This is a genomic window from Actinoplanes sp. G11-F43, assembly GCF_050589265.1.
Classification (GTDB): domain Bacteria; phylum Actinomycetota; class Actinomycetes; order Mycobacteriales; family Micromonosporaceae; genus Actinoplanes.
In genome coordinates this window covers 96,408-118,041 of sequence record NZ_JBNZCE010000003.1, presented here as the reverse complement: position 1 = coordinate 118,041, position 21,634 = coordinate 96,408, and the positions used below count along the sequence as shown (strand labels likewise).

Here is a 21,634-nt window from a genome sequence, read left to right as displayed (position 1 = left end):
TACGGTGAGGTGCGGCAGGATGGCGCTGTGCGGATTCTCTTTCTCGGCGCCGGCGCCACCGGCGGCTACTTCGGCGGCCGGCTCACCTCGGCCGGGCGGGACGTGACGTTCCTGGTCCGGCCACCGCGGGCGGCCCGGCTGGCCGAACGCGGGCTGCGGATCAAGGCGCCGGACGGTGAGACAGTGGTCACGCCGCGCGTGATCACCGAGCCGGACGGCCCGTACGACCTGGTGGTGATCGCGGTGAAGAGCTACGCGCTGGAGGCCGCGCTCACCGATCTGCTCCCCGCGGTCGGGCCGCGAACCGTGGTGATCCCGCTGCTCAACGGCATCCGGCACATCGAGTCGCTGGTCCGGCGCTTCGGCGCCGACCGGGCCTGGGGCGGCGTCTGCATGATCCACGCGACGCTGGACGAGGACGGCGACGTGGTCCAGCTGAGCGGCCTGCACCGGCTGTCCTTCGGCCCGCTGCACGGCGACGACGAACGCCTGGTGACGGTCACCGACACGCTGTCCGGCGCCGGATTCGACGCCCGGGCATCGACGGCGATCGTCCAGGAACTCTGGGACAAATGGGTCCTGCTGGCCACCCTGGGCGCGGCGACCACCCTGATGCGCGGCCCGATCGGCGCGATCAACAAGGCGCCCGGCGGCCCCGCGTTCCTGCACGCGCTGGCCGCAGAGACGTCCGCGGTCGCCGAGGCCGCCGGGCATCCGATCCGCGGCAAGGCCGCCGCCATGCTGGAAGCCGGCATCGTCACCACCGAGGCGACCACCTCGTCGATGTACCGCGACCTCACCCGGGGACTGCCCGTCGAAGCCGGCGCGATCATCGGCGATCTGGTCGCCGAGGCGGAGAGACACCAGGTCAGCGTGCCGTTGCTGACCGCGGCCCACACCGGGTTGGCGATCTATCAGCAAACCCTCTGACGGTACGCCCGACGAAACGGTCCCGTCTCGTCCGCGCGAGGTGGGCGGCCCGCCCGGACCGTCCGGCGACCGCCGGGCGGATGCGGCCCGTCACGCCGTCAGCGGCTTGAGCATCCGGTCCAGCACCGCCGGCAGACAGCGATCCCAGAACTCCCAGTTGTGGTCCCCCGGCTCGAACCCGGCGTCCAGCTCCACCCCGGCGGTCGCACACGCGGCGATGAACCGGCGGTTCTGCGCCACCAGGAGGTCGTCGTCACCACAGCGCAGCACCAGCCGCGGCAGGACCGCCGGATCCGCGACCCGGATCAGGTGCATCAGATCCTCGTCCCCACCGGCCACGATCCGGTCGGCGAAGACCCGGGCGGTCAGCGCCCGGATGTGCGGCCGCAGATCGTGCTCCTGGATGTAGGCCAGATCCAGCGCCCCCGACAGGCTGGCCGCGGCGGCGAACCGCTCCGGCTCCCGCAGCGCCCACTTGAACGCGCCGTAGCCGCCCATCGACAGCCCCGCCACGAACGTCTCGTCCCGCCGCCCCGACACCCGGAAGAACCGGCCCACCACCTCCGGCAACTCCGCCGACAGGTAGTCCCAGAACCGCATCCCGTACGTCTCGTTGGCGTAGAAACTCCGGTGCGCCTGCGGCATGACGACGGCCAGCCCGCGCTCCTGCGCGTACCGCTCCACCGCACTGAACCGGCTCCACGCCGTGTGGTCGTCACTCAGCCCGTGCAGCAGGTAGAGCACCGGCGGCGGATCCACCCCGTCGTCCGGCAGGATCACCGTCAGCGAGGTGCCCGTCTCCAGCGCCTCGGAGTAGAAATCACACCGGATCAGAGCCATCGGCACAGTCTGGCCGTCCGCTCCCGGCCACCTCCGCCCGGGTGTCCCCCATCCCACCGCCGCCCTCTCGCCACCACCCACCGCCGTCCCGTCGTCCCGCCGACTCGCTGTCTTCGCGGAACCGATCCGGCCGGCCCGCCGTCTCACCTACCACCCCGCTGAAGGGAGCACTCCGGTGAATCGACACGGATGGACGGCACTGGCGGCGGCGGCCGGGCTGCTCGGAGCGACCGCCACCGGCTGGGCAGTGTGGCCGGACCGGATCGACGACCACGCCCGGGACCTGCTGTACCAGCACGCGGCCCCGAGCGGCAGCGCGGACCGCTTCTGGGACGACGGCTTCTCCCCCGGCCTGATCAGCATCGAGTCAGCGGTCGTCACCGACGGCGGCCGAACCCTGACCGCCACGTTCACCGGCGCCCCCGAACCGGCGTCGAAACCGTGCGGCGCCGACTACACCGGCCGCGCCTTCGAGTCCACGACGGCGGTGGTCGTCGAGGTCCGCGCCACCACAGCCGACCAGGCCGATTGCGAGGACCTCGGCGGCACCCGCACGGTCACCGTGGAGTTGGCCTCACCCCTCGGGCAGCGTGCCGTCCTGGAGACCCGGCAGGGCCTCCCGGTCCCGGTCACCGTCGAGTAGGTGGTGCCGCACCCGCACCGGCGCCCCGTCCGGCGCGGTCCACCCGGCCACCGTCGTGTGCGTGTACCGCCACCCGGTGGCCCGATAGAACGCCACAGCGGCGGTCCGCTCACCGGTCGCGGTGACGTTCAGGCTCAACGCGTACCCCCGAGACCTACTTTTCGGATTCGATGACCGAGTTGGGCCTGAACCAGTTCGCGGGAGGGTGTCGGGTGGTCGGCCTGATCTTGTAGGTTGGCGTCGGCGAATCGATCTGCGGAGAAGGTAGCGCGGCATGGCAGCGTCCGGGGCTGGCGCCTTCTCCAGCGATGAGGCCCTGGCGTTCTTGACGGAACTCGCCGAAGAGACTCCCGAACGGCGTGCCGCAACTCTGGAACGTCTGTTCCAGTCTGTGAAAGACCGGCCCGAGGAGGTCGGGCATGACATCCTTCCGGATCAAGTAGTCGCCGCGTCCGTCATCGTTGCGGCGACGGCTCTCGGTGGTGACCAGTTCGACGAGCGTCTCCAAGCGCTGGCCATGGATGATCCCGCCGTTGACGCTCGACTGCCGCCGCTGGCGGGGGACCTGGCCGGTGCAGCGCTCAAAGCGCTCGACTCTGTCACCGACCGGTGGATTCAGGAACGGGCAGAAGACGCTGACACCGTCGAGGCAATCCAAACCATCGCCGCACTTTCCCAGGTGCTTGCCTATGTCAGCGTGATGGAGGACCTCGACGCGATCTGGAATGACGCCTGTGACTATGGGGCGGACGGAGAAGCCCCCGAAGGCACTCCGGTCGGCATTCAGCACCTTGCTTCCTTGCTGCGCATCCACGGTTCGGTGATGGGCGGAGGCTTGGCCTTCGCCGTGGAGGTCAACGAACCTTTTCGCGTCAAACGCGCCGTCGAAGCCCTGCACTACTTCGGGCTGGCTGCGGCCGCCGAGCTTCTGGAAGACACCCTGGGGCGCAGTTTGAAGGGCCAGGACTCCGAATCTTGGCCGACCGATGACGGCTTCAACGGCCTGATCGATGGCGATGTGTTGGACAGTGCTTTCCAAGCAAAGGCGAGGGAGGTTCCGGCCGACTTCGGCCGCGAGTGATCAGGATCTAGTCAGCGTCTTGGCATAGCGGCGAATGTCCTGCGCTCGCGTCCGAGAAGGGGCCGGCCGCCGCGATGCTCCGCTGTCGGATCTTGTCGAGTTGGCCATGGTGCCGGGCTGACGGCGGTGTCCAGGTGATCGGATTCGGCTTTTGTCGGCCGGACGTAGTCGAAGGTGCCGTCCGCGGGCGGGAGCCGGGTTGCTTGGGCGCTGGCGGAAACGGTGCCGATGAACAGGTCCATGCGGGCGAGGTATTCGGCCGCGATCGAGGCCCACTGCTCGTCGGGCAGGACCGGATCCGTGGCGTTGTTGCTCACCGTGCAGTGCCGCGGCGGCGGGTTGAAGCCAGCAGCGACAGGCTGTTCGAGCAGGTTCGCCAGCCTGCTGACCGACACTCCGCCGGCCGACCGCCATCGGCCACGCACCGACCACCCGGGGATCGACATGCGGACTGTGGTCTCCCGGCCCGAACACGTAGTTCAATACCTGACGAACGTCTGAGCTGCGGTTGTGGATCCAGCAGATCATGACCGCCTCAGCAACCCTTGGAGACGCCTCGTCACCTCGTCCAACTGCTCAACCGCCGCCGCACATCTCTCTTGATCGAACAGCGACCGCCCCGACCAGGGCCGTACGGATGACGAACAGCTCACGCCGCACCGTGGCCAGCTCGGCGCGAGTGGCCGGCACGTCCGGGCCCGCGATCAACGCACGAGCAGCGGCAACGGTGACCTCGCCCGCAGACCCCGTCGGAGTCAGCTGTGCTCGCTTCGCCGCCTCACGAACCTGCTGCAACTCCTCGCCCGACAACCGAAGCGATATCCGATGCTCCCTGCCCCGCGACAGGTGCCGCCGATGGCGGGCGGGCGGTTCCGGCCGCGCACGAGATCGATTTCCACGGCGGCATCGTGCACCCAGCCTGCAGACCGTCCAACATCGACCCGAACCTTTGGTCTGGACACCGAACAGTTCAGCTGGACGGGACACTCATCGGCCCTCATCCGCGTTGGGAATGTCGTACCCGTCGATTAGAATGTATGTACGAAACAGGGGACCTGACCTGCGGATCTTCGGGCTCCTGGAGGCGCCTTCGTGCCCGTTTTTCCGCAGTGCGAGTGAGGAGACGACGTGACGATCTCGACCACCACCCCCGTGCCTGCGATCCCTCCGTACGCAACGATGCTCGGCTTCACCCGCTATGTCTCCCGCACCGGCCCCGCCAAGGCCACCTTCGTCGGCGGGCTGCGCCGGCAGCGGGAGCGCCGGAGCGGTTTCAACCCGCACGGCCAGCTGGTGAAAGCACTCAAGGCGGACATCGCGTTCCGCACCGGCGGCAGCTACCTCGGCGGCGTGGTCGATGTGGTGAAGGACCGCTGGAAGCCGCTGTACGGCGCGCTGCGCTCAGGCGCCCGCACCTACCTGGCCTCGCTCGGCGACCCACAGCAGGTCGACCTGGCCCAAACCCGCGAGGCCATCGCCGCGGTCGGCCCGCTGGCCGTGAAGATCAACCCACATTTCGGCCTGCGCTTCGCCGACGGCCGCCGCGAGGCCGTCCGGCTCCACTTCGACGAGGCTCCGCCGTCTCCCGAGATCACCACCGCGATGCTGCACCTGATGGCCCGCCACATGGACCAGATCCTCCCCAACGCCGAGCCGGTCCTGGTCGACCTACGCCGCGGCACCACCCACCGCATCGACCCGTCCGCCCGCCCCGCCGACATCGAGAGCTGGCTGGCCGGCGAGGCAGCCGCCTTCACCGCCATGTGGTCCACCACCACACCCCCAGCCGCCTGACCCACCCAACCCGCGCCGCGCTCCCGCTCCCCCGGGCGCGCGGCGCGCCACACCCGACACCCAGCATCCAGCGTCCAGCATCCAGCGCACAGCATCCGGAGCACGACGCCGGCATCCGGCGCACGGCATCCGGGCACAACATCCGGCACACGGCATCCGCAGCACGACGCCAGCCTCCGGAGCACAACATCCGGCATACGACATCCGCAGCACGACGCCAGCATCCGGCACACGGCATCCGACACACGCCATCCAGCGCAGAGCATCCGCAGCACGACGCCAGCCTCCGGCACACGGCATCCAGCGCAGAGCATCCGGAGCACGACGCCGGCCTCCGGCGCACGGCATCCGGGCACAACAGTCGGCACACGGCATCCAGCGCACGGCGTCCGCAGCACGACGCCGGCCTCCGGCGCACGGCATCCGGGGCACAACAGTCGGCACACGGCATCCGCAGCACGACGCGGGCATTTGGCGCACAGCATCCGGCGCACGGCCACTCGGCCACTCGGCCACTCGGCCACTCGGCCACGCAACTCACATCCCACCCACCCGGCCCGATCCACCCGGCCGACGCGGTGAGATCGCGGGCTCGNTGACTTCCGGCGCGGATCGCGCCGGAAGTCACCACGGTTGGGTTGCGGGGTTAGACATGGCGCACCGCGGACCCAGGCTGCGGCCTCCGGCATGACGCGCCACAGACCAGGGCTGCGGACTCCGGCATGACGCGCCACGGACCAGGGTTACGGACGGACCAGATCGCGGCCGAGGGCAAATGGCGGGAACGCTCACGCCGCCCGCCGCCCGCCGCCCGCCGCACGAACAGCACGAACAGCACCCCGCCCGAGCCGGAGACCCGGACTCGGGCATGACGCGCCACGGAGCAGGGGTGCGGGTCCGGGGTCGGGTATGCCAGTCCACCGAAGGCGAGCCAGACCGAGAGGGCTGAAGCCGCCTCACCGCTGCGGAGATTCTCGCGGACGGCGTTAACCGGGTTTGCGCGTTCTGGGTGTGGCTCGGCTGGTGACCGTGCTGAACGCGTCGAGGCTCGGCCGGTTAAGCTGCTTCGCGTGAGTCTTTACTCCGGCGTGCTCTCTCCGCCGCGCTCCTGAGCGGAGCGCTATCGGGCCGGTTCGGCGTGGGCTGATCGGCTTTCTCTTCGTGCGCTCCGTCGAGGCTTCCTGACGGCTCACTCTTCTTCGGAGCGCTCGTGTTTTCGTCGTACCTCAATTCGGTCATGTCTTCTGCCTCGGGCCGGGCCCGGGTCAGCCTTCTCCTCGTCTCGATCACCGGGATCCTCTGGGGCACCACCGGCGTCGTGGTGCAGGTGGTCGCCGCGCGGACCGGGCTCGGGGCCATCGCCATCGGGTTCTACCGGCTCGCCGTCGCGGCTGCCGCCCTGCTCGTCATCGGGTTTCCGGCACTGCGGCGGATTCTGGCCGCATTCCGGGCCGCGCCGGCCGGGGTGATCGCCACCGGGGTCGGGCTCGCCGCCTACCAGGGACTCTACTTCCTGGCGGTCCGTCTCAGCGGAGTCAGCGTCGCCACCGTCGTCAGCCTCGGCGTCGCCCCGGTGCTGCTCAGCGTCTGGGAGAGCATCCGCGAACGGCGGCGGCCCAGCACCCCCACGATGATCGCCGCACTCGCCGCGATCGCCGGCCTGATCATGATCGCCGGAGCCACCGCCGACGCGGAGACCACCGAAGCGGCGGTGCCCGCCGAGGTGAGCTCATCCGCCGGGCTGAACGCGGCCACCGGAGTGAACGCGGCCGCTGGGACGAGCACGCCCACTGAGGTGGGTGAGGCAACCGGGACGAATGCGACCACCGGTATGAACGGGGCAATCGGGACGAGTACACCCGCCGGGATGGATGGGGCCACCGGGGCAAGTGCGCACGTGGAGAGCGGCGGGGCCGCCGGGATGGGTGGGGCCGCCGGGCTTGGGCTGGTCGTCGCGATTCTGTCCGGGATCGTCTACGCCATTTCGACAGCGGTCAGCCGGCACACCACCCAGGGTGTGGAACCGCTGCATCTGACCACGCTGTCGTGTGTGATCGGGGCGTCCGCCATCCTCCCGGTCGCGGCCGTCGAAGGGCTGGCCTTCACGCCGAGCGCGGGACCGATCGGGCTGCTGATCTACGCGGGGGCGATCACCACCGCGCTGGCGTACGCCCTGTTCTATATGGGTCTGCGGCACATCTCGGGCAGTGTGGCCGTGATCGTCACCCTGCTCGAACCACTGACCGCGGCGCTGCTGGCGGTGCTGCTGATCGACGAACCGCTGGGAGTAGCGACGATCATCGGCGGCGTGCTGTTGCTCAGCGCGGTTGCCACGCTCTACCTGGATGCCGGGAGTTCGGCTGAGCAGAAGGTGCGGGAAGCGACAAAGGGAGGGGCCGAGACGAAAGGCCAGGCCGGAAGGCGGGGGCAGGCCGCCACACAGGGACGGTCCGGCGCGTAGGGCAGTCCAGAACGTAAGGCAGTCCGGAGCGGTGGGGCGGGCCGGAACGGGTGAATCGGGGACCGCGAGGTGCCGGCCACCGGCGGCCGGGCCGAAAAGTTTTGAGAAATACCGGATCGGTCGACATTTCCGCTGGTATCGGCGCGGGAACGGCTTAGGGGCAGCCCGGTTGCGACGATGACTCCTGATGTACAGGTGCGGGCAGGACATCGGGGGGCGTTCGGCCATGATGAAAGCGGCAATCGTGACGCTGGCGGTCGCGGCGGGGCTCAGCCCCAATCCGGCAGGACTCAGCCCCGCTGCGGCAAGGGCAGACGCCGCTCCGACCAGGTCAGACACCGCTCCGGCAGGGGCCGGTGCCGGTGCCGGAAGGGTCAGCGCCGGTCCGGCAGGGGCCGGCGCGACTCCAGCAAGGACCGGCACCGCTCCGGGTCCGGTGGTGATGGGAGCCCCGGAGCTGCCGAGTCTGGTGGCTTATGTCCGGGCCGGCGACATCTACGTCAGCCGGGACGGCTCCGGTGAGAAGCGTCTGACCTCGACCGGCGGACATGCCCGGCCGCGCTGGTCACCGGATGGCGGGTCGCTGGCGTTCGTGCGGGGCGGCCAGTTGTGGACGATGCGGGCGGACGGTTCCGGCGCACGACGGTTGAGTTCCCGCGCGGCGGCCGGCCCGTCGTGGTCGCCGGATGGGAAGTGGCTGGCGTTCGCGTCGCTGTCCTGCACCGGCGGGCCGGGGGTGTACCGGATCCGCGCGGCCGGGGACGAAACCGGCACCGGCGGTGAGGCCGGAACCGGGAACGAAACCGGGACCGGCAGTAAGACCGGAGCCGGGGACGAAACCGGGAACGGCAGTAAGACCGGAGCCGGGGACAGGACCGCAACCGGCGACAAGGCCGGAACCGGGGACGCGCCAGTGAACAAGGGCAAGACCCCAGATGGGGATCCGGCCGGGGACGGGGTTGAGCCCGAGGTGCTGTTCCCCCGGGACTGCCGTGGCGAGGAGTTGCCGCTGGCCACCCCACCGACCGCGCGCAAGGCCGGCGCCACCCTGAACGAGCGGCTGGCCACCGACGACGCGGTGGCCTGGTCGCCGGATGGGAAGCGGATGGCGTTCCGGGGCGGGGACTGCGAGTCGACGTACGACGCCTGCCTGACGATCGGCACGATCGCGGACGGTGCGGAGCAGACGGTGGCCGCGTACGGCGGGGGCAGCTTGCAGAATCGGGGTTTCGCGGTGGTGCCGAGCTGGCGCGCGGACGGGGCGAAACTGTCCTGGACGGCCTTCCAGGAGGGTGAGACGGCGGCCGAGAGCAAGCCGTTGCACCTGGTGGAGTACGACACGGTGTCGGGTGCGAAGCGGATTCTGGGCGGCGCGCTGGACCGGGAGCTCGCCTACGTGGACGCCACCCGCGCGGTGATCACCGGGCAGAACGGGGGCCGGTCCTGGGTGACGGTGCTGGGTCTGACGGACGGGTCGCGTACCCCGTTCCGGTCCGGGTCGCAGCCGAGCGTCCAGCCGGTGCCGCACCGATGACCGCGGATCGGCGGAGGCGGGGGCGCTGATTTATCGTTGGCGCGCCATGAGTGAGACCGAAGACGTGAGTACGACCGAAGAGCAGAACCGCCCGATCCGTACGTTCCATCCGCGCCGTGGCCGGATGAGTTCCCGGCACGCCGACGCGCACGCCGAGTTGTGGCCGAGGCTGGGCCTGGAGGTGCTGGACGGGGACCGTACGCCGCTGGATCTCGCCGGGTTGTTCGGCCGTGCGGCGCCGGTGGTGCTGGAGATCGGTTTCGGCATGGGTGACGCGACGGCGGCGATGGCGGCGGCGGATCCGGGGCGGGGTTATCTGGCGGTGGAGGTGCACACGCCGGGGATCGGTAATCTGCTGGCGCTGGCGGGTGAGCGGGGCCTGTCGAATGTCCGGGTGGCGCTCGGCGACGCGATGCAGCTGGTGTTCCGGATCGCCCCGGGGAGTCTGGACGCGGTGCACGTGTTCTTTCCGGATCCGTGGCCGAAGGCGCGGCATCACAAGCGGCGGCTGATCCAGCCGGCGAATGTGGCGTTGTTGCGGGACCGGTTGCGCCCGGGCGGGGTGTTGCACTGTGCCACCGACTGGCCGGAGTACGCGGTGTCGATGGCGGTGACGCTGGACGCCGATCCGGGGTTGCGCCGGCTGCCGGCGGGGCCGCACGGCCGTCCGGAGACGAAGTTCGAGCGGCGGGGTGCGGCGGCCGGCCGCCCGATCACTGATCTGCGGTACGAGCGGACCGAAGTCTGAGCGGAGTCCGGCCGACAGTCAGGTTGTGGGGTGCCACGGAGGCAGACGGGTGAATCGCCGTTTTCCGCCCATTCGCCCCTCTAGGCTTGATGTGGAGGTCGGCCATGCGGCGAGTTGTCCCCGGTGATGCCGGGTGGTCCGGGCGGACGCGCGCGGCATCCGAGGAGGACGACGGCTACGGCTGGATCATCGAGACTCCGGCGGCCGAGGGCGGAGTCGACCGGACCGAGGGCGAAGCCGATCAGCTGGCCGCGCTGACCGCCCGCGCGGCCGGCGCGCCGAGCGCCTTCATCCAGTTCGCCGAGGACGGCCGGCTGCGGCTGTACGGCAGCTGGGGCGTCCCCGACGGCTTGGCCGGGATCGCCGAGATCGCCGTCGAGACCTCCCCTGGCGGGCTGGTGATGGGGACCGGGGCGCCGCTGGTGGTGGCCGACGTGAGCACCGATCCCCGGGTGCCGGACGGGGTGCTGCGCCGGGCCGGCGGCGCCTACCTGGGCCACCCGGTGTGTGACCGGGCCGGCATGGTCCTGGGGGTGTGCTGCGCCTACGACGAGCGTCCCCGGGAGTGGACCGCCGCGCAGGTGGCCGCGGTGGCCGAGGCCGCCGGGGTGGCCGCCCTGATGATCGGCGAGCAGCTGGCCCGGGTGGAGCTGGAGCAGCAGCACCGGTTCCTGGACGCGGTGCTGGACAGCCTGCACGACGGGGTGTCGGCGTGTGACGGGGCGGGCCGGGTGGTCTTCGTCAACGAGCGGATGCGCCGGCTCTGGGGTGACTCTCCGGTGGCCGACGTGGCCGGGCTGTCGGACGCCGCCGGAATCGCGCTGGAGCGGGAGGAGCTGGGCCTGTTCCGGGCGTTGCGCGGGGAGCGGGTGCGGGATCTGCCGATCACCGTGAGCCGGGGGCGGCGGACCCGGTTCCTGCTGATGGACGCGCAGCCGATCCACGGCCAGGACGGCCGGGTGGTGGGCGCGGTGCAGGCGGTGCAGGACGTGACCCGGCAACGGCGGGCGGAGCGGTTCCGCAGCTGTGAGCTGGCGGTGACGACGGCCCTGGCCGAGGCGGCGAGCATCGAGGCGGCCGGGCCGCGGGTGCTGGAGGCGGTGGTCACCACCTTGAACTGGGTGCACGCCGAGTTGTGGACGGTGGACGGCGAGACGATCCGGGCGGCGGCCCGCTGGAGTGCCCCGGGCTGGCCGTCGGCGATTCCGGTGCCGGAGGTGCTGGCGTTCGGGCAGGGCCTGGCCGGACGGTCCTGGCAGGTGGACAAGCCGCTGTGGATCCGGGACGTGGGCCGCCCGCAGAGCCTGATCTCGCCGGACACCTCGGCGGACCGGCTGCACACCGCGCTGGCGCTGCCGGTGCACGACGGCGCCGGGACGATCGGGGTGCTGACCGTGTTCGCGGATTCGACCGAGGATCCGGAGGACGAGCTGGTGGCGCTGATGTCCGGGATCGCCGCGCATCTGGGCCAGTTCGTGGAGCGGCAGCGGGTGGAGGATCTGCGCCGGCAGCTGACCCGGAGCAAGGACGAGTACCTGGCCCTGATCGGGCACGAGTTGCGCACCCCGTTGACGTCGATCAGCGCCTACACCGAGCTGTTGCGGGAGGCGGACGAGGCGACGCTGGTGCGGGACGGGCCCCGGCTGATCGAGGTGATCGAGCGGAACACCAACTCGCTGCGGGAGATCATCAACGAGTTGCTGGAGCTGTCGGCGCTGGACGCGGGGCATGCGGACGTCCGGCGTACGCCGATCGATCTGGCGGCTGTGGTCCGGGATGTGGTGGACCGGGCGCGGGTGGCTCTGGCCGGCGCCCCGGTGGTGATCGACGCCGATCTGCCGGCTGAGCTGATCGTGCCGGGTGACCGGGAGCGGCTGCGGCACATCGTGCAGAACCTGCTGGGCAGCGCGGTCCGGTTCAGCCCGGACGGCGGCCATGTGTCGGTGTCGCTGCGCAGTACCGGCCGGTCCGCCGAGCTGGCCGTCTCGGATGCCGCCTCGGATGTGCCGAGGGCCGAGCGGGAGCATCTGTTCACCGGGCATTTCCGGACGGCGCGGGGCACCGACCGGGTGCTGCCGGGCAGCGGCCTGGGCCTGACCCTGAGCCGGGCGGTGGTGGACAAGCACCAGGGCAGCATCGAGCTGACCGGTGACGAGTCGGGCACTACGGTGCTGGTCCGGCTGCCGATGGAAGCGGTCAGTCCGTAGGACGCCCGCGGCGTTCGATGTCGCGGACCACGTCCGGATCCCACTTGGAGGCGTCCCAGTCGTCGCTGGTGACGATCGGCTGCCGCCGGCCGGCCAGGTCGGGGCGGCCGGTGAGCCGGCGGATCCGGGCGCGGGTCAGGATCACCCCGGCGAGCAGGGCGATCCACGCGCCGATCTGGAGCGCGGCCACCACCCCGGCGGGCACGCTGAGCAGGTAGCTGAGGGCCATCAACAACACGGTGAGGAACAGCCCGCCGTAGCCGGCCGCACCGGGCCCGGCCGGTGTGACCCGGTGCGTACTGATGATCCAGACGACGGTGGAGACCAGCAGGCCGAGCACCGAGATCAGGGTGAGCAGGCCGATCACCAGCCCGCCGAGCAGGAATCCGGCGTAGGTGCCCGGGGAGAGCGGGTTGGTGGCGCCGCTGCGCAGCGCCAGCACCCCGGCCATGGTGAGCACCGTCGCGATCAGCGAGACCAGCAGGTACGCCACGCTGAAGCGGATCACCCGGCGGGTGGCCAGCGCGAAGGTCTCCAGGTCGCCCTCGTGTGCAGTCATCGGTGGTGGAGCTTACCGCCGCTGGCGGACCACCCCTGCCGCACCACCGCCCCGGCGGTCCGGTTCGGCGCTGGCGACGAATCCGCCGCCTCCGGTGAATTCGATGGCGGTGGCCGCCCCGAGTTCGGCGACGTCGGGGCCGAAGGTGTGGCCGAGCGGGGTGAGTTCCGGTCCGTACCGGGCGCGGAACGCGGGTTCGGCCTGGATCCCGGCGGTGTTGCGCTGGGAGGCGCGGGGGGCGGCCATCGCCTCGGGCAGGGTCATGCCGAAGTCGATCCGGTTGACCAGGATCTGCAGCACGGTGGTGATGATGGTGGCGCCGCCGGGTGAGCCGAGCGCCAGGAACGGTTTCCCGTCCTTGAGCACGATGGTGGGTGACATCGAGCTGCGCGGCCGTTTGCCGGGGCCGGGCAGGTTGGGGTCGGGGGCGTCGCCCTGGGTGGGTGCGAAGTTGAAGTCGGTCAGCTCGTTGTTGAGCAGGAAGCCGCGGCCGGGCACGACGATGGTGTTGCCGCCGGTCGCCTCGATGGTGAAGGTGTATTCGACGACGTCGCCCCACCGGTCGGCGACGGTCAGGTTGGTGGTGCTCTGCCCCTCCTCGGTCCGGGCGCCGGTGGTGCCGGTGGCGCAGCCGTCCCGCAGGTCGCCCGGCGGCACCGGCTTGACCAGGGCGGTGTCCGGGCTGATCACGCAGGCCCGCTGGGCCGCCCAGCGATCGGAGATCAACTTCTTCAGGACCGGTTCCCGGGTGTACGCCCCCACGTACCGATTCCGGTCGGCGAACGCGAGGGCCGACGCCTCCAGGTACCGGTGAAGTGTCGGCCGGCCGGTCTCGATCAGGTTGAGGGCCTCGCCGACCGCGGTGCCGCCACTGGACGGGGTGGACATGCCGTAGACGGTGTATCCGCGGTAATCGGACCGGGTCGGGGCCGGATGCCGCAGCCGGTAACCGGCCAGATCGGCCCGGGTGAGCACGCCCGGCCGGATCGGGTACGCCCAGGTGCCCCACGGGTCGGCGGCGACCGGCGGGCGCTGGACGGTCCGGACGATGTCGCCGGCCACCGCCCCGCGGTAGAAGACCTCGGTGCCCTTCTTCGCGATCAGCCGGTAGGTGGCCGCGAGGTCGGGGTTGCGCTGGACGCTGCCGACCGCGGGCGGCGCCCCACCCGGCAGGTAGAGCGCCCGGCTGGAGGTGAACTGCCCGAACGCGGCGGCGTTGTCGGCCACCTGCCGGCGGAAGGTGTCGTCGACCGGGAAGCCCTTCTCGGCCACCCGGGCGGCCGGGCCCAGCGTGTCGGCCAGCGACCGGGTGCCCCATCTGCGCAGCGCGGACTCCCAGGTGGCGAGGGTGCCGGGCGTCCCGGCGGAGAGACCACTGACCCGAGCCTCGGCGAAGTCGTAGGGCTGCCCGTCGGCCGGGTCGATGAAATACCGCTCGGTGGCGGCGGCCGGTGCGGTCTCCCGGCCGTCGATGGTGGAGACCCGCCCGGTGCGCGCGTCGTAGTGGACGAGGAACCCGCCGCCGCCGATCCCGGCCGAGAACGGCTCGGTCACGCCGAGGGTGGCGGCGGCCGCGATCGCGGCGTCGACCGCGTTGCCACCGCGGCGCAGCACGTCCAGGCCGACGGCGGTGGCGGTCTCGTCGACGGTGGACACCGCGCCGCCGTACCCGGTAGCGGTGGGCGTCTTGACCGGAGACGCCAGCGCCGGTGGGGAGGCGGCCACGACTCCCGCGGTGGTCAGTGACAGTGCTGTCAGGACGGGCAGGAACCGCATCGGGCCTCCAGATCAAGGACATCGCCGGTCGTCCATACCTGCCTACCGGTGTCCGGCCGGTGGCGCAATCGCTCAGCCGACCCCGAACGGCACCGGTTCGATCGCCGGGCAGTCCGCCCCGGCCGCCGGCAGGGTGAGATCGGTGAGGTAGCGGTCGACCGCCGCACTCACGCAGGGGCTGTGCGTGTAGGCGACGTGTCCCCAGCCCTGGTAGGTGAGCAGCCGGGCGGACGGGCCGAGTTGCCGGGCCACCTGCTGCGCCCAGACGTACGCGGTGGCCGGGTCGTACCGGGAGTTGACCACCAGCACCGGCCCGGTGGCGGCCGGGATCGGCCGTTGCGGGTTGACCGGGGCGGTGTCCCGGCCGAGGCAGCCGGTGACGGCGGTGAGCGCGAGTGGGGAGATCCGGGTCTGCGGCGCCCGGGTGGCCAGCGCGCGCAGCCGGTCGCGGAATCCGGTGAACCCGCCGACCGGCAGCGACCAGTCCTGGCACATCACCGCGGGGAAGCTGTGCGGGGTGATGTCCACGGTCCGGGCGGCGCGGGCGCGGCGGCCGGCCGGCACCGGTTCGTACGCCTCTTTCAGGTAGTGGGCGAACGAGTACCACTGCGGGTCGTAGAAGGCGCTGAACGCCGCCTGGATCAGATCCCAGACGCCGAGCCTGCTCGGCGGGTCGTAGGGGTCGACGAGTGTCCCGGCGGCGGCCCGGTCCATCAGCACCGCCCAGATCCGTTTGACGTCCCGCCCGCGCAGCGCGCACTTGTCGTCCCGCCCGCACCAGGCCACGAACTGGTCGAACGCGGCCTGCACGGCCTCCGCGGTCTGGGTCAGGAAGCCGTCCACGTCCACGCTGTGGTCCATCACCCCGTCCAGCACCAGGGCGCGCAGCCGGTCCGGGTAGCGCTCGGCGTAGAGCTGCCCGATCAGGGTGCCGTAGGACGCGCCGAAGAAGCTGATCCGCTCCTCGCCGAGGGCCAGCCGGACGGCGTCCATGTCCCGGACCACGCTGACCGTGTCGGCGTGGCCGAAGACCGGGCCGCTGCGCCGGGCGCAGTCGGCGGCCAGCCGCCGGTTGTAGTCGGCGGCCTTCGCGAAGTCGGCCTCGGTGGCGAGCATCGGGTTGGGCCGGGCGTCGACCAGCTTCTGGTCGCACAGGATGGGGGCGCTGCGGCCGACGCCGCGCGGGTCGATGCCGACGATGTCGAAGCGGCGGCGTACGGCGGCGCCGAAGTACTCCTGGTCGAGGGCCATGTTGACGGCCGAGACGCCGGGGCCGCCGGGGTTGACCATCAGTGTGCCGATCCGGCCGCCTTTGTCGGTGGCCGGCCGCCGGGCCAGCGTGAGTTCGATCCGCGGCCCGAGCGGCACGGTCCAGTCGACGGGCACTCGCAGTGTCCCGCACTGGACCTTCTCGTCCTCGGGGCAGGGCTCCCAGTGGATGGCCGGTGGGGCGGCGATCGCCGGGACGGGCCGGTGGAGGCAGCCGAGGGCGGCGGCCAGGGTGAGGACCGCAGCCGTGACCGGCCGTATCGACGCTCGCAGAACCCGGATCCGCACACCCCATCTTGATCCGAACCACCCACCCGATTCCGGGGTAAAGCCACAGATTCCGCTTATCGGTCACATCGCGGCGAGCCGTTCGGACAAGCGCATGGCACGGTTGGACGGTGACCATCACCCGACTCGCTCTCGCTGCCGCCGGTGTGGCCGTCCTGACCGCCTGCTCGTCGCCGGGCCCCTCGGAGCCGCCGGCGGTCGATCCGGTGCCCACCGTGTCCGGCGCCCCGGAGCCCAGCGCATCCGCGACCGGCGAGCCCGACCTGAGCGACCCGCAGACCATCGCCACCGGGCTGGACGTGCCGTGGGGCCTGGCGTTCCGGGACGACGGCAGCGCCCTGGTGGCCGAACGCGACACCGGCCGGATCCTGGAGATCGCCGCGGACGGCGGCAAACCCCGCGAGGTCCACCGGGTGCGCGGCGTCGCGTCCGGCGGCGAGGGCGGGCTGCTGGGCCTGGCGATCAAAGACGATTGGGTGTACGCCTACCACACCGCGGCCGACGACAACCGGATCATCCGGTTCCGGCTGGACGGCGGTGGCCCGGAGGTGGTGTTCGACGGGATCGTGCGCGGGTCACGGCACAACGGCGGGCGGATCGCCTTCGGCCCGGACGGCATGCTCTACGTGGGCACCGGTGACGCCAGTGAGGAGTCCCGGTCACAGGACCGGGACGATCCGAGCGGCAAGATCCTCCGGCTCACCCCGGAGGGGAGGCCGGCGCCCGGCAACCCGCGGGCGGGTTCGCCGGTGTGGAGCCTGGGTCATCGCAACGTGCAGGGCCTGGCCTGGGACTCGCGGGGCCGGATGTACGGCATCGAGTTCGGCCAGGACACCTGGGACGAGGTGAACGTGATCGAGCCGGGCAGGAACTACGGCTGGCCCGAGGTGGAGGGCAAGGGTGACGGGGATGATCGGTACACCGACCCGATCGTCCAGTGGGCGACGGACGACGCCTCACCGAGCGGGGCCGCCGTGGCCGGCGACACCCTCTACGTCGCCGGCCTCAAGGGACAGCGGCTGTGGACGGTGCCGCTCGGCGGCGGAACGGCGAAGGCGGAGTTCACCGGGGAGTTCGGCAGGTTGCGCACGGTCGCCGTGGCGCCGGACGGCTCGCTGTGGCTGACCACCTCGAACACCGACGGCCGCGGCGACACCCGCGACGGTGACGACCGGATCCTGCGGTTCCCGGCGAGCTGACGGCTCAGCCGCTCGGCGGCAGCTGGGGCAGCGCCGAGATAGCCGTGGCGTACTGGGCGACCTGCCGGTTGTTGGGCACCACTCCGTAAACCCGGAGCTGGTCCTGGATCGCCTGCTTGACGGCGTCCTCGGACTGCCCGCGATGCGTCTGCATCACCTTGTTGACGACGTAGTCCACACGGAGCTGGACCTGCCACCCGCCGGGCCGGCGGCCGGGGTCGGTGGCGAGGCTGCTGATCGACGTTAGCGCTTCCATGCCGGGGTAATCGGCTGCCGGGGTCCCCGGGTTGACGAATCGGGATGCCCCGGCAACGGATTCGCACCCCGGGGATACCGGCCTGACACTTAGACCTCCGGATCGCCGGTCTCGTCCGGCTCCGGAGGCGGGTTGAGGCGCAGCCAGAGCAGCATCAGCAGGCCCAGGGCGAGCATGCCCAGGCCCATCCAGAGATTGATCCGTACGCCCTGCGCCTTCTCCAGCTCCGCGGCGCCGTCGAAGAGCCCGATCCCGGTGACGATCAGCCCGTACACCACGAACAGGCCACCGATCACCCGGCGTACGTCGAACAGGCGCGCGATCTTGCGGTCCGCCATCGTCTCCTCCTCACCAGACCGGGATGTACAGGGCGATGGCCAGCACCACCGCGATCACACCGAGCAGCACCGGGTTCCGCCACCAGACCCGGTCGGCGACGACGGTGTCGCCGGCCGAGCCGTAGACCAGCCCGCGCAGCTCGTCCTCGTTCTTGCCCGGGGTGAACGGGGTGACCACCGCGGCCACCACCACCGCCGTCACGAACGCCAGCCCGGCGCCCCAGAAGCTCTGCTCCAGATCCGAGTTGAACTTCAGCACCTCGGTCAGGTGCAGGATGTAGAGCACGAAGGCGGACAGGAAGCCGAGGAACAGCGACCAGAACCCGGCCCACGCCGACATCCGCTTCCAGAACATGCCCACGATGAAGGTGGCGAACAGGGGCGCGTTGAAGAGCGAGAACAGCGCCTGGATGTAGTTCATGATGTTGTCGAAACCGGCGGCGATGAACGCGGTGCCGATGCCGACCACGATGCCGCCGACGGTGGCGATCCGGCCCACCCGTACGTAGTAGGCGTCGTCCCGGTCCTTCCGGACGTACGTCTGCCAGATGTCGTACGTGAAGACGGTGTTGAATCCACTCACGTTCGCCGCCATGCCGGCCATGAACGACGCCACCAGCCCGGTCACCGCCACCCCGAGCACCCCGTTGGGCAGCAGGTCGCGCATCAGCAGCGGGATCGCGTTGTTGTAGGTGAGGTCACCCTCCTCGGCGCCCAGCCCCTGCACGGTGACCAGGGCGATCAGGCCGGGGATCACGGTCACCGCCGGGATCAGCAGCTTCGGGAAGGCCCCGATGATCGGAGTCCGCCGGGCGGCGCTCATGTCCTTGGCACTCAGCGCCCGCTGCACCTCGGCGAAGTTGGTGGTCCAGTAGCCGAAGGACAGCACGAAGCCGAGCCCGAAGACGATGCCGATCCAGCTCGCCCCGAGGGTGTTGTCGGTGCCCGCGGTGGTCGACCAGGTGTGCAGGCCGCCGTCGCCGAGCGCGGAGTCACGGACCTTGTCGAACAATCCGTCGATGCCGCCGACCTTGACCAGGCCGATGATGGTGATCGGCAGCAGGCCCGCGATGATCACGAAGAACTGGAGCACCTCGTTGTAGATCGCCGAGGACAGCCCGCCCAGCACGATGTAGCCGAGCACGATCGCCGCGCCGATCACGATCGACAGCCAGAGCGGCCAGCCCAGCAGCGCCTGCAGGATCAGGGCCAGGGCGTAGAGGTTGACGCCGGCGATCAGCACCTGGGCCACCGCGAAACTGACCGCGTTGAACAGGTGGGTGGGCCGGTTGAACCGCAGCCGCAGGAACTCCGGCACGCTGCGGACCTTGGAACCGTAGTAGAACGGCATCATCACGATGCCGAGGAAGACCATGGCCGGCACCGCGCCGATCCAGTAGTAGTGCAGGGTCATCAGGCCGTACTGCGCGCCGTTGGCGGCCATCCCGACGATCTCCAGGGCGCCCAGATTGGCCGAAATGAAGGCCAGACCGGTCACCCAGGCAGGCATCGACCGGCCGGAGAGGAAGAAGTCGGCGCTGCTCCGGATCGCGCGCCGGACGGCGAATCCGACGCCGAGGACGGTGACGAAATAGATCGCCAGAATCAGATAGTCGACGAACCCCACATCGAGCCGGAGTCCCGTCACGGGCCACCTCCCATACGGATGTGGCCCGCGCTTACCCCTATCGATGAATCCTCACACCGGATTCACAGGTTGGAAATCGCCTCCGGCGTCACCTCAGTGATCGCCTTGACCACCAAGGCCGCCCCGGCCAGGGCGTCCTCGGCCGGCGGGTAGACACCGTGCGGGACGGCGACCACGGTCAGACCGGCCGCCGCGGCCGACCGCAGGCCGTTGCTGGAGTCCTCGATCGCGGCACACACCGCCGGGGTCAGCCCCAGCCGTTCGACAGCGGTCAGGTAGACATCCGGCGACGGCTTGCCCCGCGGCACCTCCTCGGTGGAGAGCGTCACCTCGAACTCGCCGGTCAGCCCCGCGGTGGCCAGCACCTGGTCGATCAGGATCCGGGCCGACGAACTGGCCAGGGCCAGCCGATAGCGGGCGCCCAGGGCCCGGACCGTCTCCACCGAGCCGGGGATCAGCGGGAGATCGGCGCGGTACCGCTCGGCCATCCGGCCCAGCACGTCGGCGGCGACCTGCTCGGCGGTCCGCGGCACACCGACCTCGTCGGCCAGGTGCGACGACCACTCCCCGGTGCTCATCCCCATCATCCGGTCCTGGGAGTCGGGGAGGAACTCCCGGCCGTGCTCCGCCACATAGTCCCGGCGGACCTCCTCCCACACCTCCTCGGTGTCGATGATCACGCCGTCCAGGTCGAACACCACCGCCTCGATACTCACATCGATCACCCTACCCTCCACTCCTGCACGCAGGGTGACCGGCACGCGACGGATCGGGGGCACCCCGGCCGGTTCGGTCCGGGCAGGTGATCACCATCAACCGATAGGCCAGGGTGCCGACGGGGTGCAGGCCGGTAGCTTCGGGCCGAGCAACGCCACCGAACCGGGGAGCAACACCTGATGCCAGCGCCGCACCGACCCGGAGACCGCCCGCTGTCACCCTCCGTGAGTGTGGTGATCCCGGTCGCGCCCGCTCAGGACGAGCGGCTGCCGGCCCTGCTCGCCACCCTGCCCCCGGTCCACGAGGTGATCGTGGTGGTCGGGCGGGACGCGGACACCGTACGCACCCTGCCCCGGGCCGCCCGGGTGATCCGGCAGACCCGGACCGGCGCCGGCAACGCCCTCGCCTGCGGTGTCGCGGTCGCCACCGGCGACCTGGTGGTCACCCTGCCCGGCGACGGCTCCGGCGACCCGGCCGATCTGCCCCGCCTGGTCGAGACGCTGCGGGCCGGCGCCGACGTGGTCGAGGGCCACCGGCCGGCCGGGCGGCTCGACCTGATCCTGCTCTGGCTGACGGCGGTGCTGCTCGGCTGCCGCCCGGCCGGGCCGGCCACCGGATACCGGGCGTTCTGGCGCCGGCACTCCGGCCGGCTCGGGCTGCCCCGGGTGGCCGGCACCGAACCGGCCCGCGGCGACGGCCACGACGGCGAACTGCTGGTGGCGGTCCGGACCCGGGCGGCCGGCCTGCGGGTCACCGGGATCCCGGTCACCGCCCGGCCCCGGATCTCCGGAGCCGCGCTGTCCGGCGGCGTCCGCGCGGTGACCGGCGAGTGGCTGGCCCGCCGCCGCGAGGTGCGCACGAGTGAGACGGAGAGCAGTGCGACCGAGAGCATCGTGGTGATGACCGGCGGCCCGGCGGTGAACCGCCCGTACCCCGGGCCGAACCGCTACCACGGGTCCCGGCCGGTGACCGGGCCGATGATCGTCACCGGCGCACCCCTCAACGCGCCCCGCACCCCGATGGCCGACCGGCAGGTCTTCGACGAGGCCCTGCGCCGATGGCCGGCCGCGAACCGCACCCCGGGCGCCGTCGATCACCGGAACACTCCCGGCGATCGACGGCGCGGTGGCGAACGCCGTGGACCGGAGCGCCGCCGCACCGACAGCGCCCCGGACCGCCGTACCACCAACGCGGGCCGGCCGTCCGGCGGCGAGACGCACCACCGGCGGCGCTGGCGGGACCACCGCGACCAGGAGACCGACCGCCCCGACCTGCGGGTGATCAACGGGGAGGGCGGTGGCTCCGGCGGCGGCCGCGGCCACCTGCGCTCGGTCTGACCGGGCCGT

General features: G+C 71.3%; 20 protein-coding genes. 10 read left to right on the top strand and 10 right to left on the bottom strand.

What is annotated here, in order from left to right:
* The first annotated feature begins 27 nt into the window (after positions 1-27).
* Positions 28-930 carry a ketopantoate reductase family protein gene (locus ACQ0O7_RS02425; protein WP_430780065.1) on the top strand — a complete coding sequence of 301 codons (903 nt, stop codon included), beginning with the start codon at positions 28-30 and terminating at the stop codon, positions 928-930.
* Positions 931-1,020: 90 nt separating this feature from the next.
* Here ACQ0O7_RS02425 and ACQ0O7_RS02420 read toward each other — a convergent pair whose 3' ends face one another.
* The gene (locus ACQ0O7_RS02420) at positions 1,021-1,770 is read right to left on the bottom strand and encodes an alpha/beta hydrolase (protein ID WP_430780064.1); all 750 of its coding nucleotides are present in this window, start codon (positions 1,768-1,770) and stop codon (positions 1,021-1,023) included.
* Between the two features lie 175 nt (positions 1,771-1,945).
* On the opposite strand from ACQ0O7_RS02420, the gene ACQ0O7_RS02415 reads away from it, so the two are divergent.
* Positions 1,946-2,413, top strand: coding sequence for a hypothetical protein (locus ACQ0O7_RS02415; RefSeq protein ID WP_430780063.1), 468 nt, complete (start codon positions 1,946-1,948; stop codon positions 2,411-2,413).
* On the opposite strand, the gene ACQ0O7_RS02410 is transcribed toward ACQ0O7_RS02415, so the two are convergent.
* Positions 2,345-2,551, bottom strand: coding sequence for a hypothetical protein (locus ACQ0O7_RS02410; protein WP_430780062.1), 207 nt, complete (start codon positions 2,549-2,551; stop codon positions 2,345-2,347). The two genes, ACQ0O7_RS02415 and ACQ0O7_RS02410, sit on opposite strands and share 69 nt — an antisense overlap.
* Positions 2,552-2,687: 136 nt before the next feature.
* On the opposite strand from ACQ0O7_RS02410, the gene ACQ0O7_RS02405 reads away from it, so the two are divergent.
* Entirely contained in the window at positions 2,688-3,494 is an 807-nt protein-coding gene (locus ACQ0O7_RS02405) for a DUF4259 domain-containing protein (RefSeq protein WP_430780061.1), read from the top strand.
* 11 nt (positions 3,495-3,505) lie between these two features.
* Here the strand turns inward: ACQ0O7_RS02405 and ACQ0O7_RS02400 are convergent, their stop codons facing one another.
* On the bottom strand, positions 3,506-3,940 hold the full coding sequence (locus tag ACQ0O7_RS02400; RefSeq protein ID WP_430780060.1) for a hypothetical protein: 435 nt from the start codon (positions 3,938-3,940) through the stop codon (positions 3,506-3,508).
* Between the two features lie 733 nt (positions 3,941-4,673).
* On the opposite strand from ACQ0O7_RS02400, the gene ACQ0O7_RS02395 reads away from it, so the two are divergent.
* From ACQ0O7_RS02395 to ACQ0O7_RS02375, 5 genes are all read left to right on the top strand, one after another.
* Complete coding sequence (locus tag ACQ0O7_RS02395) at positions 4,674-5,288, top strand: hypothetical protein (protein ID WP_430780326.1); 615 nt, start codon at positions 4,674-4,676, stop codon at positions 5,286-5,288.
* Positions 5,289-6,525: 1,237 nt separating this feature from the next.
* On the top strand, positions 6,526-7,749 hold the full coding sequence (locus ACQ0O7_RS02390) for a DMT family transporter (RefSeq protein WP_430780059.1): 1,224 nt from the start codon (positions 6,526-6,528) through the stop codon (positions 7,747-7,749).
* A 442-nt stretch (positions 7,750-8,191) separates the two neighbouring features.
* Positions 8,192-9,283: a TolB family protein gene (locus ACQ0O7_RS02385; RefSeq protein ID WP_430780058.1), complete on the top strand. Its 1,092-nt coding sequence runs from the start codon at positions 8,192-8,194 to the stop codon at positions 9,281-9,283.
* Positions 9,284-9,329: 46 nt separating this feature from the next.
* Complete coding sequence (trmB, locus tag ACQ0O7_RS02380; protein ID WP_430780057.1) at positions 9,330-10,031, top strand: tRNA (guanosine(46)-N7)-methyltransferase TrmB; 702 nt, start codon at positions 9,330-9,332, stop codon at positions 10,029-10,031.
* Positions 10,032-10,135: 104 nt separating this feature from the next.
* Positions 10,136-12,238, top strand: a complete 2,103-nt coding sequence (locus tag ACQ0O7_RS02375; RefSeq protein WP_430780056.1) for an ATP-binding protein — start codon at positions 10,136-10,138, stop codon at positions 12,236-12,238.
* Here the strand turns inward: ACQ0O7_RS02375 and ACQ0O7_RS02370 are convergent.
* From ACQ0O7_RS02370 to ACQ0O7_RS02360, 3 genes are all read right to left on the bottom strand, one after another.
* Positions 12,228-12,797 carry a hypothetical protein gene (locus ACQ0O7_RS02370; protein WP_430780055.1) on the bottom strand — a complete coding sequence of 190 codons (570 nt, stop codon included), beginning with the start codon at positions 12,795-12,797 and terminating at the stop codon, positions 12,228-12,230. The two genes, ACQ0O7_RS02375 and ACQ0O7_RS02370, sit on opposite strands and share 11 nt — an antisense overlap.
* 12 nt (positions 12,798-12,809) lie before the next feature.
* The gene (gene ggt / locus ACQ0O7_RS02365; RefSeq protein ID WP_430780054.1) at positions 12,810-14,573 is read right to left on the bottom strand and encodes a gamma-glutamyltransferase; all 1,764 of its coding nucleotides are present in this window, start codon (positions 14,571-14,573) and stop codon (positions 12,810-12,812) included.
* A 72-nt stretch (positions 14,574-14,645) separates the two neighbouring features.
* Complete coding sequence (locus ACQ0O7_RS02360) at positions 14,646-16,130, bottom strand: alpha/beta hydrolase (protein ID WP_430780053.1); 1,485 nt, start codon at positions 16,128-16,130, stop codon at positions 14,646-14,648.
* A 110-nt stretch (positions 16,131-16,240) separates the two neighbouring features.
* On the opposite strand from ACQ0O7_RS02360, the gene ACQ0O7_RS02355 reads away from it, so the two are divergent.
* Positions 16,241-17,329 carry a PQQ-dependent sugar dehydrogenase gene (locus tag ACQ0O7_RS02355; RefSeq protein ID WP_430780052.1) on the top strand — a complete coding sequence of 363 codons (1,089 nt, stop codon included), beginning with the start codon at positions 16,241-16,243 and terminating at the stop codon, positions 17,327-17,329.
* A gap of 4 nt (positions 17,330-17,333) precedes the next feature.
* Here ACQ0O7_RS02355 and ACQ0O7_RS02350 read toward each other — a convergent pair whose 3' ends face one another.
* From ACQ0O7_RS02350 to ACQ0O7_RS02335, 4 genes are all read right to left on the bottom strand, one after another.
* Positions 17,334-17,585 carry a hypothetical protein gene (locus ACQ0O7_RS02350; protein WP_430780051.1) on the bottom strand — a complete coding sequence of 84 codons (252 nt, stop codon included), beginning with the start codon at positions 17,583-17,585 and terminating at the stop codon, positions 17,334-17,336.
* Between the two features lie 89 nt (positions 17,586-17,674).
* Entirely contained in the window at positions 17,675-17,923 is a 249-nt protein-coding gene (locus ACQ0O7_RS02345; protein ID WP_430780050.1) for a hypothetical protein, read from the bottom strand.
* A gap of 10 nt (positions 17,924-17,933) precedes the next feature.
* The gene (locus tag ACQ0O7_RS02340; RefSeq protein ID WP_430780049.1) at positions 17,934-19,571 is read right to left on the bottom strand and encodes a sodium:solute symporter family protein; all 1,638 of its coding nucleotides are present in this window, start codon (positions 19,569-19,571) and stop codon (positions 17,934-17,936) included.
* A 62-nt stretch (positions 19,572-19,633) separates the two neighbouring features.
* A complete protein-coding gene (locus tag ACQ0O7_RS02335) occupies positions 19,634-20,287 on the bottom strand; it encodes an HAD family hydrolase (RefSeq protein WP_430780325.1) in 654 nt (217 codons plus the stop codon).
* A gap of 225 nt (positions 20,288-20,512) precedes the next feature.
* On the opposite strand from ACQ0O7_RS02335, the gene ACQ0O7_RS02330 reads away from it, so the two are divergent.
* Entirely contained in the window at positions 20,513-21,625 is a 1,113-nt protein-coding gene (locus ACQ0O7_RS02330; RefSeq protein ID WP_430780048.1) for a glycosyltransferase family 2 protein, read from the top strand.
* Positions 21,626-21,634: the final 9 nt, after the last annotated feature.

What these genes read in the sequence shown, in the direction of transcription:
- ACQ0O7_RS02390 (WP_430780059.1), top strand. Translation starts at nt 6,526, where the DNA reads ATGTCTTCTGCCTCGGGCCGGGCCCGGGTCAGCCTTCTCCTCGTCTCG.
- ACQ0O7_RS02385 (WP_430780058.1), top strand. Translation starts at nt 8,192, where the DNA reads ATGGGAGCCCCGGAGCTGCCGAGTCTGGTGGCTTATGTCCGGGCCGGC.
- ACQ0O7_RS02420 (WP_430780064.1), bottom strand. Translation starts at nt 1,770, where the DNA reads ATGGCTCTGATCCGGTGTGATTTCTACTCCGAGGCGCTGGAGACGGGC.
- trmB (WP_430780057.1), top strand. Translation starts at nt 9,330, where the DNA reads ATGAGTGAGACCGAAGACGTGAGTACGACCGAAGAGCAGAACCGCCCG.
- ACQ0O7_RS02370 (WP_430780055.1), bottom strand. Translation starts at nt 12,797, where the DNA reads ATGACTGCACACGAGGGCGACCTGGAGACCTTCGCGCTGGCCACCCGC.
- ACQ0O7_RS02375 (WP_430780056.1), top strand. Translation starts at nt 10,136, where the DNA reads ATGCGGCGAGTTGTCCCCGGTGATGCCGGGTGGTCCGGGCGGACGCGC.
- ACQ0O7_RS02350 (WP_430780051.1), bottom strand. Translation starts at nt 17,585, where the DNA reads ATGGAAGCGCTAACGTCGATCAGCAGCCTCGCCACCGACCCCGGCCGC.
- ACQ0O7_RS02395 (WP_430780326.1), top strand. Translation starts at nt 4,674, where the DNA reads ATGCTCGGCTTCACCCGCTATGTCTCCCGCACCGGCCCCGCCAAGGCC.
- ACQ0O7_RS02345 (WP_430780050.1), bottom strand. Translation starts at nt 17,923, where the DNA reads ATGGCGGACCGCAAGATCGCGCGCCTGTTCGACGTACGCCGGGTGATC.
- ggt (WP_430780054.1), bottom strand. Translation starts at nt 14,573, where the DNA reads ATGCGGTTCCTGCCCGTCCTGACAGCACTGTCACTGACCACCGCGGGA.
- ACQ0O7_RS02400 (WP_430780060.1), bottom strand. Translation starts at nt 3,940, where the DNA reads ATGTCGATCCCCGGGTGGTCGGTGCGTGGCCGATGGCGGTCGGCCGGC.
- ACQ0O7_RS02405 (WP_430780061.1), top strand. Translation starts at nt 2,688, where the DNA reads ATGGCAGCGTCCGGGGCTGGCGCCTTCTCCAGCGATGAGGCCCTGGCG.